Source organism: Litoreibacter sp., assembly GCF_058136045.1.
Window position 1 is genome coordinate 200,147 of sequence record NZ_JBYVDD010000006.1, and the last position, 16,365, is coordinate 216,511.

15 protein-coding genes and 1 tRNA gene are annotated in these 16,365 nt (G+C 53.6%); 7 read left to right on the forward strand and 9 right to left on the reverse strand.

Annotated elements, in window-relative coordinates:
* Positions 1-8: 8 nt before the first annotated feature.
* Positions 9-1,937: a 1-deoxy-D-xylulose-5-phosphate synthase gene (gene dxs / locus AC3Y7R_RS09415; protein WP_490041777.1), complete on the forward strand. Its 1,929-nt coding sequence runs from the start codon at positions 9-11 to the stop codon at positions 1,935-1,937.
* Here dxs and AC3Y7R_RS09420 read toward each other — a convergent pair.
* From AC3Y7R_RS09420 to hslO, 6 genes are all read right to left on the reverse strand, one after another.
* Positions 1,934-2,782, reverse strand: coding sequence for a class I SAM-dependent RNA methyltransferase (locus tag AC3Y7R_RS09420; RefSeq protein WP_490041778.1), 849 nt, complete (start codon positions 2,780-2,782; stop codon positions 1,934-1,936). The two genes, dxs and AC3Y7R_RS09420, sit on opposite strands and share 4 nt — an antisense overlap.
* Before the next feature lie 344 nt (positions 2,783-3,126).
* Complete coding sequence (locus AC3Y7R_RS09425) at positions 3,127-4,992, reverse strand: ABC transporter ATP-binding protein (protein ID WP_490041779.1); 1,866 nt, start codon at positions 4,990-4,992, stop codon at positions 3,127-3,129.
* 87 nt (positions 4,993-5,079) lie between these two features.
* Positions 5,080-5,709, reverse strand: a complete 630-nt coding sequence (locus AC3Y7R_RS09430) for a LysE family translocator (protein ID WP_490041780.1) — start codon at positions 5,707-5,709, stop codon at positions 5,080-5,082.
* Positions 5,661-6,806: a CCA tRNA nucleotidyltransferase gene (locus AC3Y7R_RS09435; RefSeq protein ID WP_490041781.1), complete on the reverse strand. Its 1,146-nt coding sequence runs from the start codon at positions 6,804-6,806 to the stop codon at positions 5,661-5,663. The genes AC3Y7R_RS09430 and AC3Y7R_RS09435 overlap by 49 nt, the downstream gene beginning before the upstream one ends.
* Entirely contained in the window at positions 6,803-7,399 is a 597-nt protein-coding gene (locus AC3Y7R_RS09440) for a CoA pyrophosphatase (protein WP_490042019.1), read from the reverse strand. Before AC3Y7R_RS09440 ends, AC3Y7R_RS09435 begins: the two co-directional genes overlap by 4 nt.
* The gene (hslO, locus tag AC3Y7R_RS09445) at positions 7,389-8,387 is read right to left on the reverse strand and encodes an Hsp33 family molecular chaperone HslO (protein ID WP_490041782.1); all 999 of its coding nucleotides are present in this window, start codon (positions 8,385-8,387) and stop codon (positions 7,389-7,391) included. The genes AC3Y7R_RS09440 and hslO overlap by 11 nt, the downstream gene beginning before the upstream one ends.
* A gap of 99 nt (positions 8,388-8,486) precedes the next feature.
* Between hslO and AC3Y7R_RS09450 the strand changes: the two genes are divergently transcribed.
* Both AC3Y7R_RS09450 and AC3Y7R_RS09455 read left to right on the forward strand, forming a co-directional pair.
* A complete protein-coding gene (locus AC3Y7R_RS09450) occupies positions 8,487-8,945 on the forward strand; it encodes an NUDIX hydrolase (RefSeq protein WP_490041783.1) in 459 nt (152 codons plus the stop codon).
* 115 nt (positions 8,946-9,060) lie between these two features.
* Complete coding sequence (locus AC3Y7R_RS09455; RefSeq protein WP_490041784.1) at positions 9,061-9,621, forward strand: DUF2585 family protein; 561 nt, start codon at positions 9,061-9,063, stop codon at positions 9,619-9,621.
* 12 nt (positions 9,622-9,633) lie between these two features.
* Here AC3Y7R_RS09455 and AC3Y7R_RS09460 read toward each other — a convergent pair whose 3' ends face one another.
* Positions 9,634-10,659 carry an NAD-dependent epimerase/dehydratase family protein gene (locus AC3Y7R_RS09460; protein ID WP_490041785.1) on the reverse strand — a complete coding sequence of 342 codons (1,026 nt, stop codon included), beginning with the start codon at positions 10,657-10,659 and terminating at the stop codon, positions 9,634-9,636.
* Between the two features lie 162 nt (positions 10,660-10,821).
* On the opposite strand from AC3Y7R_RS09460, the gene AC3Y7R_RS09465 reads away from it, so the two are divergent.
* From AC3Y7R_RS09465 to AC3Y7R_RS09475, 3 genes are all read left to right on the forward strand, one after another.
* Positions 10,822-11,637 (forward strand): metallophosphoesterase family protein, encoded by an 816-nt coding sequence (locus AC3Y7R_RS09465; protein WP_490041786.1) that lies wholly within the window; start codon positions 10,822-10,824, stop codon positions 11,635-11,637.
* Positions 11,638-11,888: 251 nt separating this feature from the next.
* A complete protein-coding gene (locus AC3Y7R_RS09470) occupies positions 11,889-12,266 on the forward strand; it encodes a phage protease (protein WP_490041787.1) in 378 nt (125 codons plus the stop codon).
* A 523-nt stretch (positions 12,267-12,789) separates the two neighbouring features.
* Positions 12,790-13,965 carry an acetyl-CoA C-acyltransferase family protein gene (locus tag AC3Y7R_RS09475; protein ID WP_490041788.1) on the forward strand — a complete coding sequence of 392 codons (1,176 nt, stop codon included), beginning with the start codon at positions 12,790-12,792 and terminating at the stop codon, positions 13,963-13,965.
* A gap of 48 nt (positions 13,966-14,013) precedes the next feature.
* On the opposite strand, the gene mtaB is transcribed toward AC3Y7R_RS09475, so the two are convergent.
* Both mtaB and dapF read right to left on the reverse strand, forming a co-directional pair.
* Positions 14,014-15,252 carry a tRNA (N(6)-L-threonylcarbamoyladenosine(37)-C(2))-methylthiotransferase MtaB gene (gene mtaB, locus AC3Y7R_RS09480; RefSeq protein WP_490041789.1) on the reverse strand — a complete coding sequence of 413 codons (1,239 nt, stop codon included), beginning with the start codon at positions 15,250-15,252 and terminating at the stop codon, positions 14,014-14,016.
* Positions 15,249-16,085, reverse strand: a complete 837-nt coding sequence (dapF, locus tag AC3Y7R_RS09485; protein ID WP_490041790.1) for a diaminopimelate epimerase — start codon at positions 16,083-16,085, stop codon at positions 15,249-15,251. The genes mtaB and dapF overlap by 4 nt, the downstream gene beginning before the upstream one ends.
* 106 nt (positions 16,086-16,191) lie before the next feature.
* Here dapF and AC3Y7R_RS09490 point away from each other — a divergent pair.
* Positions 16,192-16,267, forward strand: a tRNA-Lys gene (locus AC3Y7R_RS09490).
* Positions 16,268-16,365: the final 98 nt, after the last annotated feature.

Below are 16,365 nucleotides of genomic sequence, written 5' to 3' on the forward strand. Positions count from 1 at the left end.
CGACGCTGATGAGCGACAAACCACAAACGCCAATGCTGGATCGGGTCATTACGCCCGCAGACATGAAGGCTTTATCAGACACCGATCTGGTCCAACTGGCGCATGAGCTGCGCCTTGAGACCGTTCACGCCGTGTCTGAAACCGGCGGACATCTTGGCGCGGGCCTTGGTGTGGTTGAGTTGACAGTCGCCCTACACGCAGTTTTTGACGCGCCCAAAGATCGCTTGATCTGGGATGTGTCACATCAATGCTATCCACATAAAATAATCACAGGCCGTCGTGATCGTATCCGCACCATTCGCCAGAAAGACGGCCTGAGCGGGTTCACCAAACGATCCGAATCTCCCTATGATCCATTCGGCGCTGCGCATAGTTCCACCTCGATCTCTGCAGCTTTGGGCATGGCAGTTGCCCGCGACCTTGGTGGCGCGCCAGAACATGGGTTGGGGGATTGCATTGCGGTGATTGGTGACGGCTCGATCAGTGCTGGCATGGCATTTGAAGCACTGAACAATGCAGGCCACCTCAAGAAACGCATGATCGTTATTCTCAACGACAATGACATGTCAATTGCCCCGCCGACTGGTGCGATGTCATCCTACCTGTCGCGTCTTTATGCAGGTGCTCCGTTTCAAGAATTCAAAGCGGCAGCCAAGGGGGCCGTGTCCTTGTTACCCGAGCCTTTTCAAGAGGGAGCACGCCGCGCCAAAGAGTTGCTAAAGTCGGCGACTGTTGGCGGCACTTTGTTTGAGGAGCTGGGGTTTTCCTATGTAGGTCCGATTGATGGCCACGACATGGAGCAACTTTTGGCCGTCCTGCGGACCGTAAAGGTCCGTGCAGATGGCCCTGTGTTGATCCATGCGATCACCAAAAAGGGCAAGGGATACGCGCCGGCCGAAAATGCTGCTGATGGTGGCCATGCGACTGCCAAGTTTAATTTCATTACCGGCAAGCAGGAAAAGAAACCTTCCAATGCGCCAAGCTACACGTCGGTGTTCGGCAAAGCTTTGGTTGATCACGCCGCTGAGGATAGCAAAATTGTTGCAATCACAGCCGCGATGCCTGACGGTACTGGCTTGGGGCTGATGGCAGAGCGATACCCGTCACGCACCTTCGATGTCGGCATTGCGGAACAGCACGCGGTCACGTTCTCGGCAGGGCTGGCGGCTGGTGGCATGAAGCCATTTTGCGCAATTTATTCAACTTTCTTGCAACGCGGCTATGATCAAATTGTTCACGACGTGGCCTTGCAGCGCTTGCCTGTGCGCTTCCCGATTGATCGCGCCGGGCTTGTCGGCGCTGATGGCGCAACTCACGCAGGAAGCTTCGATATTGCCTTCATGTCAAACCTGCCCGGCATGGTGGTCATGGCCGCCGCTGATGAGGCCGAACTGATGCATATGGTTGCCACCGCGGTGGAGCATGACGAGGGCCCTATCGCGTTCCGCTTCCCGCGTGGCGAAGGTGTCGGTGTAGAGCTGCCTGAGCGCGGCCAGCCGTTAGAAATTGGCAAGTCGCGGATGATTCAAGATGGCAATCGCGTCGCAATCTTGTCTTTTGGCACACGGCTAGCCGAAGTTCTGATCGCCGCTGAAAACCTAGCTGCCAAAGGGATCACCCCAACCATTGTGGACGCGCGGTTCTCCAAGCCGTTGGACGAAGAGGCTATCTTGCAAATTGCCCGTCACCACGAGGCCTTGATCACGGTTGAAGAAGGCGCGATTGGAGGCTTCGGCTCGCAAGTCGCGCAGCTTTTGGCAAACCATGCAGTGTTCGACGCCGGATTAAAGTTCCGCTCTATGGTACTGCCTGACATCTTCATTGATCAGGCCAGCCCTGAGGACATGTACACAGTCGCCGCGATGAATGCGCCGCAGATTGAAACCAAAGTTTTAGAGGCGTTGGGCGTTGCTAATTTCTCATCACGGCAGGCTTAGGTTTTGGTGAATTGCGCCACTAGTTCTACATGAGACGACCAACGGAATTGGTCCACAGGCTGAACCCAATCTAGGCGGTAGCCGCCTTTTACCAATATCTCGGCGTCTCGGGCAAAGCTGATCGGGTTGCATGATACCGACGCAATTCGTGGGACTAAACTACGGGCCAATTCATGCGTTTGTGCCTCTGCACCCGCGCGTGGTGGGTCAATGATAACAGCATCAATTTTGCGAAACTCCTGAGGCAAAAGCGGTCGTCGGAACAGATCGCGTGTCTCGGCCGTTACCTTTTTCAAGCCGGTGGCCATGCGCCACCCTGCATCCAATGCGTCAATGAGAGATGTTTCGCTCTCAAGCGCCCAAACTTCCGCATGCTCGGCGGCCGGCAAAGTGAAGGTGCCGCATCCCGCGAATAAATCGACCACCTGCTTGGCGTCACCCAACACCTCTTTGACGGTCTCGAGCAATGTAGCTTGACCATGAGACGTCGCCTGCAAAAATGCCCCCGGAGGCGGCGTTACCTGCGCCGCACCAAAGATCTGGACTGGCGGCACGCGCGTTGAAACGGGTTCTCCATCCCAGCTAAGGCGCGCAAGTTTATGGCGCTCTGCAAGGGCGGCCATTTCCAAAATTCCTTGAGCTTTCAATTCTTTTGCGTCGCGAACATCCAAATCAAGCCCGTTCTCACTCAGAGTCACCGTTAGGCCAATAGTGCTTTTACGCGAGGCCGCAGCCACCGTAATATCTCTAAGCACCGAGAATGCCTGAACAAGGGCCGGATCCAAAAGCTTGCAATCTGGAACTTCGATCAACGCATTAGAACCCCGCCCAAAGAAGCCAACCATTGCCCCTTTTTTAGTCCTCTGGCCATGCAAAGTGGCCCGTCTACGACTTTTCGGAGGGGACGTAATAATGGGGCGAATGTCAGTTTCAATCCCCCTCGCAGTCAAGCCTGTTTGGATAACAGCTGTCTTCCAGTCCGCCACAAAATCATCATTCGCATGCTGCATGGCACACCCGCCGCAGCTCTTGAAATGCCTGCAAGGTGCCGACACACGGTCCGGTGATGGCGTCACAATGCGCCCTTCATCTACAACTTCTCTAGGCAATACCCGTGGAATGGGTGCGCCATTATCTGGCAGGCCCTCGCCCTTGTGATTCAATCGTAAAATAGTCTGTGTCATGTGGCTTACTCGGCTGCTTCGGTAATGCCTATAAACCCGCCAGACTGCCGCCGCCAGTAGCGTGCGTATAAACCGTCGTGATCCAACAACTCGCTATGAGTACCATCTTCGACAATGCGGCCTGCATCCAACACAACAATCCTGTCCATTTTAGCAATAGTGCTAAGGCGGTGGGCAATTGCGATGACGGTTTTGCCACTCATTGCGCGCTCTAGCGCAGATTGAATTGCCGCCTCGACTTCGCTGTCTAAAGCGCTGGTTGCTTCATCAAGCACAAGGATGGGTGCGTCTTTGAGCAAAGCGCGTGCCAACGCAATTCGCTGCCGCTGACCGCCGGATAGTTTCACACCTCGCTCGCCTAAATAGGCATCATAACCTGTGCGTCCTTTGTGATCCTCTAGTTGCAAAATGAAGTCATGCGCTTCGGCACGGCGCGCGGCCTCTATCATATCCTCCTCAGAGGCGTCTGGGCGACCATAAAGCAGGTTGTCACGCGCGGACCGATTGAACATAGAAGTCTCTTGCGTAACCATACCAATGCTTTGGCGAAGGCTTTCTTGCGTAACATCCGAGACATCTTGCCCATCAATCAAAACAGCGCCCATTTCAGTGTCATAAAGGCGCAAAAGCAAGCTAACCAAAGTTGATTTCCCGGCACCCGATGCACCTACAAGCCCCAGTTTCTCACCCGGTGTGATAGTGAGAGAAACATCATCAATGCCGCCCAGCTTTCGCCCATACCGGAATGTCACTGCACCAAAGGCGACTTCCCCCACAGTGACATCTAGGTCCTTAGCTTCGGGTTTGTCGAGAAGCGTATGGGCGGGTGTCAAAGTGCGCATTCCATCTTCTATCTCGCCAATGTTTGCATACATTGCCATGAGTGAAAAACTGACCCACCCCGTCATTTGTGCAATACGGATTGAGATCGCGCCAGCGGCGGCGATATCCCCAGTCGTGGCACCGCCTGACTGCCAAAGGGCTACCGTCCCGCCGATCAACAGAACCGGCAAAGTACCAGCCGTGGCCATCAACGCGAAACGGAAACCTGTCGACAAGCGCCCGAACTCCAGTGCGCGATTACGCAGAACTGCCATCGCATCCAATGCGGATTGATCCTCAAAGTGCGAGTTCCCAAACAGCTTGACCGTCTTAATGTTGGTGATTGTATCCACGACCTGTCCTGTGACCATAGTCCGCGCCCCGGCCCGCGCCGCAGAGCGTTTTCGGATGCGAGGCATAAACCAGCGGATCATGAAAAAATAACCGCATAGCCATAAAATTAAGGCCCCAGCAATCCAGCCGTCGATCGTCCCCAACAACAAAACGGAACCCAGCAATGATGCTAGAGCAAAGGCCACCACGTTGATCGACTCGGCGGTAACATCGGTCAAGGCGCGGGCTGTCTGCATTTGCTTTTGGGCAATGCGGCCCGCAAAATCATTGTCAAAATAATCCACCGAATGGCCAAGGGTCCATCGATGGAGGCGGCTTTGAATAAGTGGATAGACGTTAGGCGGCACGACAATACCATTAAAAGCAGCACTCAGGCCGAAAAATAATGGCCTAAAAATGAGGAAAAACCCGATAAACATGCCTACCAAAGGCCAGTTGCGCGCAAAAAAATCTGTTGGCCCAGATAAGGTTGCCGCGTCAATCACCCACCCCAAAAGCAAAGCGGTAACAGCTTCCATCGTGCCAGCCATAGCCGAGAAAACCGCAGCCAAAAATAGCACCGGCCATGCCCCAGACAAACACCACTTACAAAACGCCCAAAGCGTGCGCGGTGGGGCTGTCTTGGCTGGCTTAAAGGGCTCGATGCTGTCACCCAATCGGGCGAGGAAAGGCTCCAAAATTTGTAATAGTCGCATGATCATTTAGAAAAACTCGCGTTGGAACGGCAACCAGACGAATGGGAAACCGAAACCTCAGTATGAGTCCAACATATAATAGGTGTCTTAAAGGAAAACCATGGCGGCAGATGACGCCAACGCCATAGACATGATGGTCATGAAGCCACGCCACCAAGTTGGCTTGCTTAAAAGTACTGCCAACAACGATCCGGCAAAGGTCCAAAAGAGGCAAACAAACAGATTTATTCCGGAAAACGCCGCCCCCAAACGCAGTGCTTCTTGTATGGGTGACAAACCAGCTGCGTATCCTGAGGAGGCTGCCAGCGCGATTGCCCAAACTTTTGGGTTGATCCATTGAAACAAAACCGCCTCACCAAAAGAAAAAGGTCGTTCGCGGGTTTCTGTTTGGGGGCTTCGTGTTGAATGGAAAAGCTTCCACGCCATCCACAAAATCCAACCCGCTGCCAAACATTTCAATGTGAATGTCAGCGCCGGTTGTGAAAGTAGAAGTGCCCCAATGCCATATCCCGTCAAAGCAGAGGTTATGCCAACCCCACACGCAACACCTAAAACATGCGGCAAAGTACGGCGCAGACCAAAGCGAGCACCGGATGCAGTTAGCAAAATAACATTTGGTCCAGGTGAAAAAAGTCCTGCAAAGACAAAAATATAAAGCGGATCTATGCTCACTTTAGCAGCTGGGTTTTTGTTAAGGAAAAGCCCGAAGATATCCAATTACCCTCCAGCTCACGTAGTTTCTTTCCCAGCGCTTCTTGCTGAAATTCCGGCATTAAATCCGTTGCTTTAACTGGAAACATAGCATTCTCGCCCTGCTTAATCTCCCGATCCAAATTTGAACTCAATGGCTGCTCAAACAGTGCGGCACGCAAAAAAGCTGTATCGCGGGCAGTGCTAGCACCATGGCGGTATGCAACCTCAGGTATACCTGCGCTGTCTGAAACCAACTTGCGCAGCAGGCTAACTTCATTGGCTTCTGACTTCGATAGCCGCCAATGGTTCTTCAAATCATGGCCACTCAAACAAGCCATACGACGGGTTGCTTTGGGCCTAACCTCCCCCTCTAAATGGACCAGAATTGGGAGCGCCTTAGCATCAGCCTCCGGCATGACCTGTGCCAATATTCCAGCCTGCGCCATCGCCGCTATTGCTGGGCTTGGGTTCGGCGCAGCTAACAGTTTTTTCATCTCAGATCCGACCCGCTCAGCCGAGAGATTGCTCAAACCATCTAGACCTGCGGCGCATGCTGCCAGCCCATCTGCGTCAATGCCTCTCTCGGCATCGCCAAACCACGCGTAGAAGCGGAAAAACCGCAAGATGCGAAGATAATCTTCAGAAATCCGGAGGTTGGCATCACCGATGAACCGCACCTGCCGTTTCATAATGTCGGCTAGCCCACCAACCGGGTCAGTCACGTCTCCATGGCGGTCCGCATAAAGTCCGTTCATTGTGAAATCACGCCGGGCCGCATCCTCGTTTAAGGAGGTCGAAAATGTAACTTGAGCATGCCGCCCATCAGTTTCCACATCATGGCGGAAAGTTGTTACCTCATGGGCAATTCCCCCGGACATGACAGTAACTGTCCCATGCTCAATCCCGGTAGGAATGGATTTGAGATTTGCATTTGTCATAGCCTCAATAACCTGCTCAGGCATTGCAGATGTGGCAATATCAACATCTGCAACAGAAACCTCAAGCAGGGCATTCCGCACACAGCCGCCAACAAAAAACCCTTGATGGCCGACCGCTTCCAAAGCATCAAAAACCGCTTGAGTTGCTGGGGCAGTCATCCAAGGGCCGGTAACTTTGGTCACGCGGCTACTCGGTCAGCCAATGTGCGCAATATGCGAGCCGTTGCACCCCATATGTAATACGGGCCGTAGGGCACTGTATAAAAATACCGCTGATGGCCGCTCCAGAGCCGGCTCTCTCTTGTATAGTTTGCTGGGTTTAAAACATGCAGAAGAGGAACCGAAAAAATCTCTGCGACCTCTCCTACTTCTGGGATAGCTGTAAACCCACCCTCAACTACAGAAACTTTTGGCGTGACCTGAAAGCCGGTGACAGTTTCATGCTGTGGCAACGTTCCAAGTATGCGCACCTGCTCGCGAGGCAGCCCTATTTCTTCCTCGGCCTCCCGAAGGGCTGTGTTCGATAGGCTCTCACGCCCGTCGCGCTTGCCCCCGGGAAAAGCAATCTGACCAGGGTGGTGCTTCAGAGCGGACGATCGTTTTGTTAACAACACCCTTACACCAGTGGGGGCCTTCATTAGTGGAATAAGTACCGCCGCATCACGCAGCACTCGGCCCGCTGGCAGTTCAATTCCAGGGTTAAGATCAAAGTCAGACGTAGCCCCACCGGGCAAGGCTAGCGCAGCAGAGACTTTTTCTATCAGGTCAATTTCCATCATCATCGGTCTCTGCCTCGAACCCCAAAGCCTTAGGGTCTAAAACATAGTGAGCGCCGCAGAACTGGCAATCCGCCGTCAAAGTACCATCTTCACGGGTCATATGAGCAAGGTCGCGGGCAGAATAAATTGACATGCTTTGCCGCACTTTCTCTTTAGAACAAGTGCACCCGAACTTAACTGATTGAGGATCATAAACAACAGGCCCCTCCTCATGAAACAGACGAAACAGCAAATCTGTCGGTGCAATGCTGGGACCGATCAGTTCTAATTCCTCAACAGTATCGAGTAAAATACCCGCACGGTTCCACTTTTCGGCGTCATCATCGCCCAAGGTATCATCCGCGGTTAGAAGGTCTGAACCCTCGCTAGGCTCAGCCGTTGCCAGCAGTGGTGACGATTTAGGCATATGCTGCAACATCACCCCACCGGCGCGCCAACCTTCCTTCCCTCCAGATTCAGTGCTGCGCCCATATGTCAGCAAAAACTTGGTTGGAAGTTGCTCAGACTGAGCGAAGTAAGTTTCAGCACATGTAGCAAGGCTTCCCCCCGCCAAAGGGGTGATGCCCTGATATGGTGTCATGTCGTTCCCCTGATCAATCAAAATGGCAAAAAAACCTTTGCCAATTTGAGCAAACGGGTCTGCATCTTGGTCTAGCCGTTCTGCATCATAACTTGCGTAGGCACGGATGCGTGCAGGTTCGCCGTCATCCGTTGGGCCATAGTAATCAGTTGCGATTAAACGCAGCGGCCCGTCCCCACGGATTTGCAGTGACAGCTTCCACCGCAGCTTGATAGTTTGGCCAATCAGGGCAGTAAGCACTGCGGCCTCCGCCACCATAGCCTCCACCACTGCCGGGTAATCATGTTGTTCCAACACTTGATCCAACACCCCATCTAGGCGTCCAATACGTCCGCGGATGTCAATTTGGTTAAGCTGAAACGGCAAGACAGTATCGTCCCACGCAATTTTTTGTCCGAGAGTCATAGGGTTTCCTTACGCCTGAAGGCTTGGCATACCGTGTCTAGATAGGCACGACAATCTATTCCCCAAGGGGCGCGTACCGTTCTAAATTGGAGTTACACCATGATAAGGCGTTTCGGCGAAGCTGTTCAGCCCAAAAAAACCTACCGAAGCCGCCCCGGAGCATATGCAATTCTATGGGATGGTGAGGATATCTTAACGACAGTGCAGGACGGGAATCGGCCAGATGTGCAATTACCCGGCGGAGGGATCGACCCCGGAGAGCATCCGATTCCAGCCCTCCACCGCGAAGTGATGGAAGAAACCGGGTGGGCTATTGCCACCCCGCGCAGGCTAGGTACATTTCGCCGTTTCGTGTTTATGCCCGAATATGGGTACTGGGCAGAGAAGCTTTGTAGCGTCTACATTGCCCGCCCAGTTCTGCGCCGCGGCGCCCCATCCGAAGCTGGGCATACCGCCGTTTGGATGCCTCCTAGTTGCGCAGTAAAGCTACTTGGGAACGAGGGGGATCGGCATTTTGTCAGACAGTTTATGGACGCAATGCCTAGAGCTCGCTTGTGACCCTATCACCTATCGCGTCTGCCTCAGTGAAGCGCTCAAAGGCTAGCGCCCACCAGCAGCCGTGGCTCAATCGCAGGGTTTACATGAACCCTATAGATGTGATTGCGTTCATACTATGATGAAACGCTATCTGCCCTATTGGGTCACCCTTGGAATTGTTGTGGCAACCGCAACGATACTGTTGTGGATGGGCCGTATCCCGATCTGTAAGTGCGGCAATATTAAACTTCTGCATTTGGAAGTGATGAGCTCAGAAGGCTCGCAACATATGATGGATTGGTACACGCCATCCCATATCCTGCACGGGTTTATATTCTACTTTATCCTGTGGCTCGTCGCGCGTCGTATTGATGTCGGCTGGCGGCTATCCATCGCCACCCTGATCGAAGCCACATGGGAGATTTTGGAAAACACAGACGCCGTAATCAACCGCTACCGTGAAGTCACGATTGCTCTGGATTATTTCGGAGATAGCGTTCTGAATTCAGTCTGCGATATATTAGCAATGTTCTTAGGATTTTGGCTGGCAAAGCGCATTCCCGTATGGGCCAGCATTGCCGTTATCATCATAGCTGAAGCCGTCGTGATGGCGTTCATTCGCGATGGTTTAGCCCTGAACGTCTTGATGTTGCTTTACCCGCTGGATGCCGTCCGAGAGTGGCAAGCAGCGGGCTAGGCCCTGCTTGTGTTAGACCTGATAATAGTCGCGATACCATTTCACAAAACGGGCAACGCCCGTGCGCACATCGGTTCTGGGCTGGTAGCCGGTTAAGCGCTGCAAGAGCCCAGATTGCGCCCATGTGGCGGGTACATCACCGGGCTGCATATCCATGAAGTTTTTAGCCGCCTCACGCCCCGTTGCCTCCTCAATGGCGTCAATGAAATCCATCAGCTTCACCGGTTCACCATTGCCAATGTTGACTGCGCGCCATGCTGCAACGGCTGACAGGCTATCATCTTCTAGAATATTCTCAGCCGTCTCCGGGCGCTCTGGCGGCGTGTCTATTAGTAGCCGAATGCCTTGCACGAGGTCATCAATATAGGTGAAATCTCGGCTCATATCGCCGTGATTGAAAACATCAATCGGCGTCCCTTCCAGCGTCGCTTTAGTGAATTTGAACAGCGCCATATCTGGCCGCCCCCAAGGTCCGTAAACCGTGAAAAACCGAAACATAGTTGTCGGCATATTATAGAGGTGGGCATAGGAGTGAGCCATTGCCTCATTGGCCTTTTTGGTCGCTGCATAAAAGCTCATCTGCGTATCAACCTTGTCGGTTTCCGCATAGGGCATCTGATTGTTTGCGCCATATATTGAGGAGGTGGAGGCCATTAATAAATGTGCACAAGGATTGGCCCGGACCGCCTCCAATAGGTTAAAAACCCCAATCAGGTTTGCATCCACATAAGCGCGCGGATTGTCGATCGAGTAGCGAACACCAGCCTGCGCGGCTAAGTGCACGACGACATCAGGCTTGTGCTCAGATACGATATCCATGAGTAGGCCGTCGGTCTCCAACAGGCCCTCAATTGGCGTAAACTCCGGCATTTGAGACAGCATTTGATGGCGACGCTGTTTCAGGGTGACATCATAGTAGTCCGACATCCCGTCGAATCCCACAACCTTGAAGCCATCAGCCAACAGCCTTGCAGCCACATGGTAGCCAATAAATCCCGCCGAACCTGTCACAAGGGCTGTACGCGTTTCACTTGTCATAATCTGTGCTCCTGTCTCTCATGCCTTGGTCCGCCAAATTTTATGGTAGGTCAAACCCGAACTCGCTGCCATCGTCCATACAAGCCAATAATTATAGCTCTTTTGCTTGCAATAATCGCCCGACGTGATCAAATGTTGTGTAACGGATTGAAAGATATACCTATGAATCTGCTTCGCACCCTGTTTCAGGGGAAGAAGGCCCCAGCCGCGCCAAAACCAGAAGGCCGCAGCCCGACGCTCCCTAATCCCACGACTGCCCATTTTGTGGTTGGTGACCTTCACGGCTGCTTAGATTTGCTCGAGCATATTCTTGAGAAAATTGACCGCTCCATTGGCGAGCACGGGCTTCAAGACCCCAAGCTGGTTTTCGTCGGTGATTATATTGATCGTGGTCCCTCCAGCGCGGCTGTGCTGAAACGATTGTATGAGTTGAGTTCCGAATTCCCACAAAATGTTACCTGCATTTTAGGAAACCACGAGCAAATGATGCTCGACTTTTTAGAGACGCCCGAAGCCCGGCATGCAAGATGGTTTCGGAACGGGGCAAGCCAAACGCTCGGGAGTTTTGGAATTCAACTGCCCCCCGAGGCAGATTGGGCCGCTGATGCCTTGGATTTAGCGTCTCGGTTGCAGGAAAATATGGGGGCACAAACAGAAGACTGGCTACGATCACTTCCGTTGTCAGTACAATCTGGCAACCTTATTATTACCCATGCGGGCATCGATCCGGGTCGTTCTATTGCCGACCAATCTCCACGCGTCCTTCTATGGGGTCACCCTGAATTCCTAGTGCGGCCAGTAAACGGTGATTACTATGTTGCACACGGACATACGGTCATGGAGCACGCTGTATTCGAAGAGGGCCGAATTTCAGTTGATACTGGAGGCTATCAAACCGGATGCCTGACTGCCGCTATGGTTTTACCCAGTGGAGAGGTTGAATTCCTTCAAACCATTTCACCACGGGCCGACCCCTAAACTCCCTTCATTGAATCCTATCAAACTCTGATAGGATCATGACTTATTAAAGCTGCTTGTAACGAGAAGGAAGCGTTCGCCAAAAGGGGTGGGATTAGACGGTATAGGTGGGATGCGTGGGAGCCAATGGAATAAAGGCTTTGAGGGTGTTTAGTTGGACCATTTCCTGCCTCTCAAAACACCCCAGTTTTGTGACGCATTCTGACCCATGATACAGGTCACAGCTCAGACTAGCCGGATGATTGAGGCGTATGTCCAAGGCGCAAGCCCAAAGGCCACAATGCCGTTCCAATAGTATTGGGGTAGAAGTCGAATGGACGGATATCGCGGCAGAAATGATAGCAAAGAAGCAGTACCGCTACATCAGTCCGACATTCAAAACCAAACGGGCTTCCTTGGATGTCCATTCCATCTTACGGGCTGCACAGGCCAACAATTCGGCCCTTGAACCGACACAACTAGCCTCACGCCAAAACGATACAGACACACGGCTGGAGCAAGCTGGTTTTGAGGCAATGATCGCCAGCCTCATGGGTTTGAAAGCTGACGCAACCCAAGTTGAAATTGCAGAAGCGCTGCAAGCCCTAATGGATGGCAGCGGCGCAATTGACGGCAAGAACACTTGTTGAAACACGGCGCGAAATCCACAGATGTTGAAGCAAACATCGCGAAACAACTTGACCTCAAACCAGATGACTTCAAAAGTTAAAGGCTTCTAAATTTGGCGGGGAGAATGAATGTATTTTCCCGCCAAACAGCCATCCCAAAGAGGCTTTTGAATCGCTCCATTTTGGGATAAGGATTCAGCGACTTTCAGCATGCCGTTGAAGCCTGATAAATGCAGGAACAGAAAGCATAGTTCCTGCGCCTGCAAGCCCTCCCAAACCGTCTTTAAATAGGGGTTCAAAGTGAGCTGGATTTACTGCCGATTGAAAGCTAACTGCAAGCTTTTGAAAATGGCGGGTATTTCTTTCCCACTTTGCGAGAACTTATTTCCCGCAACACTGCTCTCACCGTTGGCGACCTGCGGTTTCCGCTCCTCTCCCCCTGACCCACGCCCCAAAACCGAAATTCGGATCTGGGGCGTAACGTCACGGCTGCGACCGCGACAATTTGCGGTAAGGTTCCCACGACACATACGGAGAATTCAAAATGTCTGATATCATGATCTTAAGTGGCGCACGTACTGCCATTGGCGCCTTTGGCGGCGCCTTAGCTGGAACACCCCCAATCGATTTGGGGGCTACAGTCTCCAAGGCGGCAATGGAGCGCGCAGGCGTCGACCCCTCCCAGATCGGACATGTGGCATTTGGCCATGTCATCAATACAGAACCTCGCGACATGTATTTATCCCGTGCAGCCGCCATGCAAGCAGGCATACCTGACACTGTGCCCGCCATGAACGTGAACCGCCTATGCGGGTCCGGCGTGCAGGCCATGGTGTCCGTAATCCAGTCTTTGATGTTGGGTGACGCCGAGTTTGGCCTCGCTGGAGGGGCCGAAAACATGAGCCGTGCGCCGTATATCTTACCACAAGCCCGATGGGGCCAAAAGATGGGGGATGCAGGGGCGCAGGATATGATGCTAGGCGCATTGAACTGCCCATTCGGGACGGGCCACATGGGCATCACCGCCGAAAATGTCGCGCGTGAACATGATATTTCGCGCGAGGCACAGGATGCTTTTGCGCTCGAGAGTCAAGCTCGTGCGGCTCGTGCAATCGAAGCCGGGTATTTTAAAGATGAAATAACCCCCATCGAAGTCCGTGTGAAACGGGACATGGTTTCTTTTGAGGTCGATGAACATCCCAAGACGACCACAGCAGAAACACTGGCAGGCTTGCGGACCGTATTTCAAAAAGACGGGACCGTTACAGCCGGCAATGCATCTGGGATAAATGATGGGGCGGGCGCAGTCGTTTTGGCCACGGAGGCTGCCGCGAAAGCCTCGGGGCTGACACCACGAGCGCGCGTTTTAGGGTATGCCCACGCGGGAGTTCGCCCAGAAGTTATGGGTATTGGCCCAATACCTGCTGTGCAAAAACTACTGGCGAAAACTGGACTTAAGGCAGCTGACTTTGATGTCATTGAATCTAATGAGGCCTTTGCAGCACAAGCCTTAGCTGTCAGTCGGGAACTGGATTTTGATCCCGCCAAAGTAAACCCTAATGGTGGCGCCATTGCACTTGGCCATCCTGTGGGTGCCACTGGTGCGATCATCACAGTAAAAGCCCTACATGAACTAGAGCGCATAAAAGGATCAAAAGCACTAATCACAATGTGCATTGGCGGCGGTCAAGGCATTGCTCTGGCCATTGAGCGGCTATAATTATGGTTCCATCGCAAAGTTGTTTGGTGCGCCATCGTCACTAAAACATCATGATCCCGCGCGCAGTTGGCTACCCGTTGTTCCCGTAATGCGCGCGGTGATGATCTGACCCACAGGCTGGTCGGTATCGAACAGGGTCTCCGTGAACTGCTCGGTGCGGCCCATACGAGGGTTTTCCATCAAAACATTGTGCTGCGCGCCAACACGCGAGGCGAGATGCTTTTGCACCCGCTCGGCACCAGCGGCCCGAAGACGAGCGGCGCGGGATTTGATGTCCTTGCCATTTACAGGCGGCATTTTAGCCGCGGGCGTGCCTTGGCGGGCGGAATACGGGAAGATGTGCAACCATGTCAGGTCGCACTCCTCGATCAGTTTGAGAGAATTGTCGAACATAACTTCGGTCTCGGTCGGAAAACCGGCGATAATGTCCGCACCGTAGGTCATATCAGGGCGCAGCTTGCGGGCCTCTTCACAGAATTTGATAGCATCATCGCGCAGATGGCGGCGCTTCATCCGCTTGAGGATCATGTTGTCGCCAGCCTGCAAGCTAAGGTGCAAGTGAGGCATCAGGCGTGGCTCTGTGGCGATGGCTTGCATCAGGGCGTCATCTACCTCGATTGAGTCAATCGACGAGATACGCAGGCGCGGTAAATCGGGGATCAACTTAAGGATACGGAGCACCAGATCACCAAGTTGAGGCGTCGCAGGCAAATCCGCGCCCCAAGAGGTGAGGTCAACGCCAGTCAGCACCACCTCGTTGTAACCCTTGTCCACGAGGCGTTTAATCTGGTCGACAATTACGCCCGCCGGGACGGAGCGCGAATTACCGCGACCATAGGGGATGATGCAAAAGGTGCAGCGGTGGTCGCAGCCGTTTTGCACCTGCACATAAGCGCGCGCGCGGGTGCCGAACCCGTCGATCAGGTGTCCGGCAGTCTCGTTCACCGACATGATGTCGTCCACCTGCACCTTTTCTGTGTCAGGCAAGAAGCCCCAAGTGGCGCGGTTCATCTTCTCAGTGTTGCCGATCACATTGTCGACTTCAGCCATGTTAGAGAATGTTTCTGGCTCTGTTTGCGCGGCGCAGCCTGTGACCACAAGGCGGGCGTCCGGGTTCTCTCGGCGCAGCTTGCGGATGTCTTGGCGGGCTTTGCGCACGGCCTCGGCAGTGACGGCACAGGTGTTCACCACAATGAGGTTGTCTTGCCCTTGCGTTAGGTCGCGCATGGCCTCGGTTTCGTAGGCGTTCAAACGGCAGCCGTGGGTGGAAAAAATCGGCGGTTTCATAGCGCGGCCAAGAATTCAGAGGTCAGGTGGCCAGAAAAAACATGTGCCGTTGGGCCGGTCATCCAAACACCATCGTCGCGCCAATCAATGTCTATACGACCACCGTCAAGATCAATGCGCACTTGGCGGCCCGTCAGGCCACGACGCACAGCAGAGACAGCGGTGGCACAGGACGATGAGCCAGAGGCTAGCGTGACGCCGACGCCACGCTCCCACACGCGCATACGCAGGTGATTGGGGGCGATAAGGTGGGCGACTTGGACATTGGTGCGCTGCGGGTACAGCGGGTGATGCTCATAGGTGGGACCGAAGGTGGCTAGATCCACCGCCTCGGCGTCGTCAACGAAGAAGGTGCAATGCGGGTTGCCCATGCCCGTGGCCGTTGGTGCGCCCTCCATGGGCAGCTCTAGGGTGTCCATCTCATAGGCAAGGGGGATGTCGTGCCAATCTAGCAGCGGCGCGCCCATATTAACGCGGGTGAGGCCGTTGCCTGCATCTTCGGCGTGTAAAACACCACGCTCCGTCTTCAAGGACAGGGAGGTGATTCCCCGCCGGAGCATTTCATACCGCGCCACGCAGCGAGTAGCGTTGCCGCAAGCGCCCGCAGTCGAGCCATCCGAATTAAAAAATGTTAGACTAATGTCAGCGTTATCCACGTCCTCAAGCACTGCAAGCTGGTCGAATCCCACCCCGCGATGGCGATCACCTAGGGCGCGCGCCAAGGCCTCCGACACACGGAAATCACTGCCCCGCTGGTCTATAACCACGAAGTCATTGCCTAGCCCGTGCATTTTCATGAAGGGCAGGCCGAGGGGGGCGTCTGCGTGTTGCATAAGGGGCGATATAACGCTGGCTTGGGCACAATGGAAGGGAGCCGATGAATTCGTGTATTTTTTGGGTTGACCCCATGGGGCGACCTTTCTAGATAGCACCCTCAGTGGGCCCTTAGCTCAGTTGGTAGAGCAACTGACTTTTAATCAGTAGGTCGATGGTTCGAACCCATCAGGGCTCACCACTAAAATAAGTGATGTCAGTAGACCATAAGAGTGCAGATTTGGAGCATAAGCTTGCTAATCTGCCGGTTTGGTTAGCTGACAACGTCAACTTGAGACT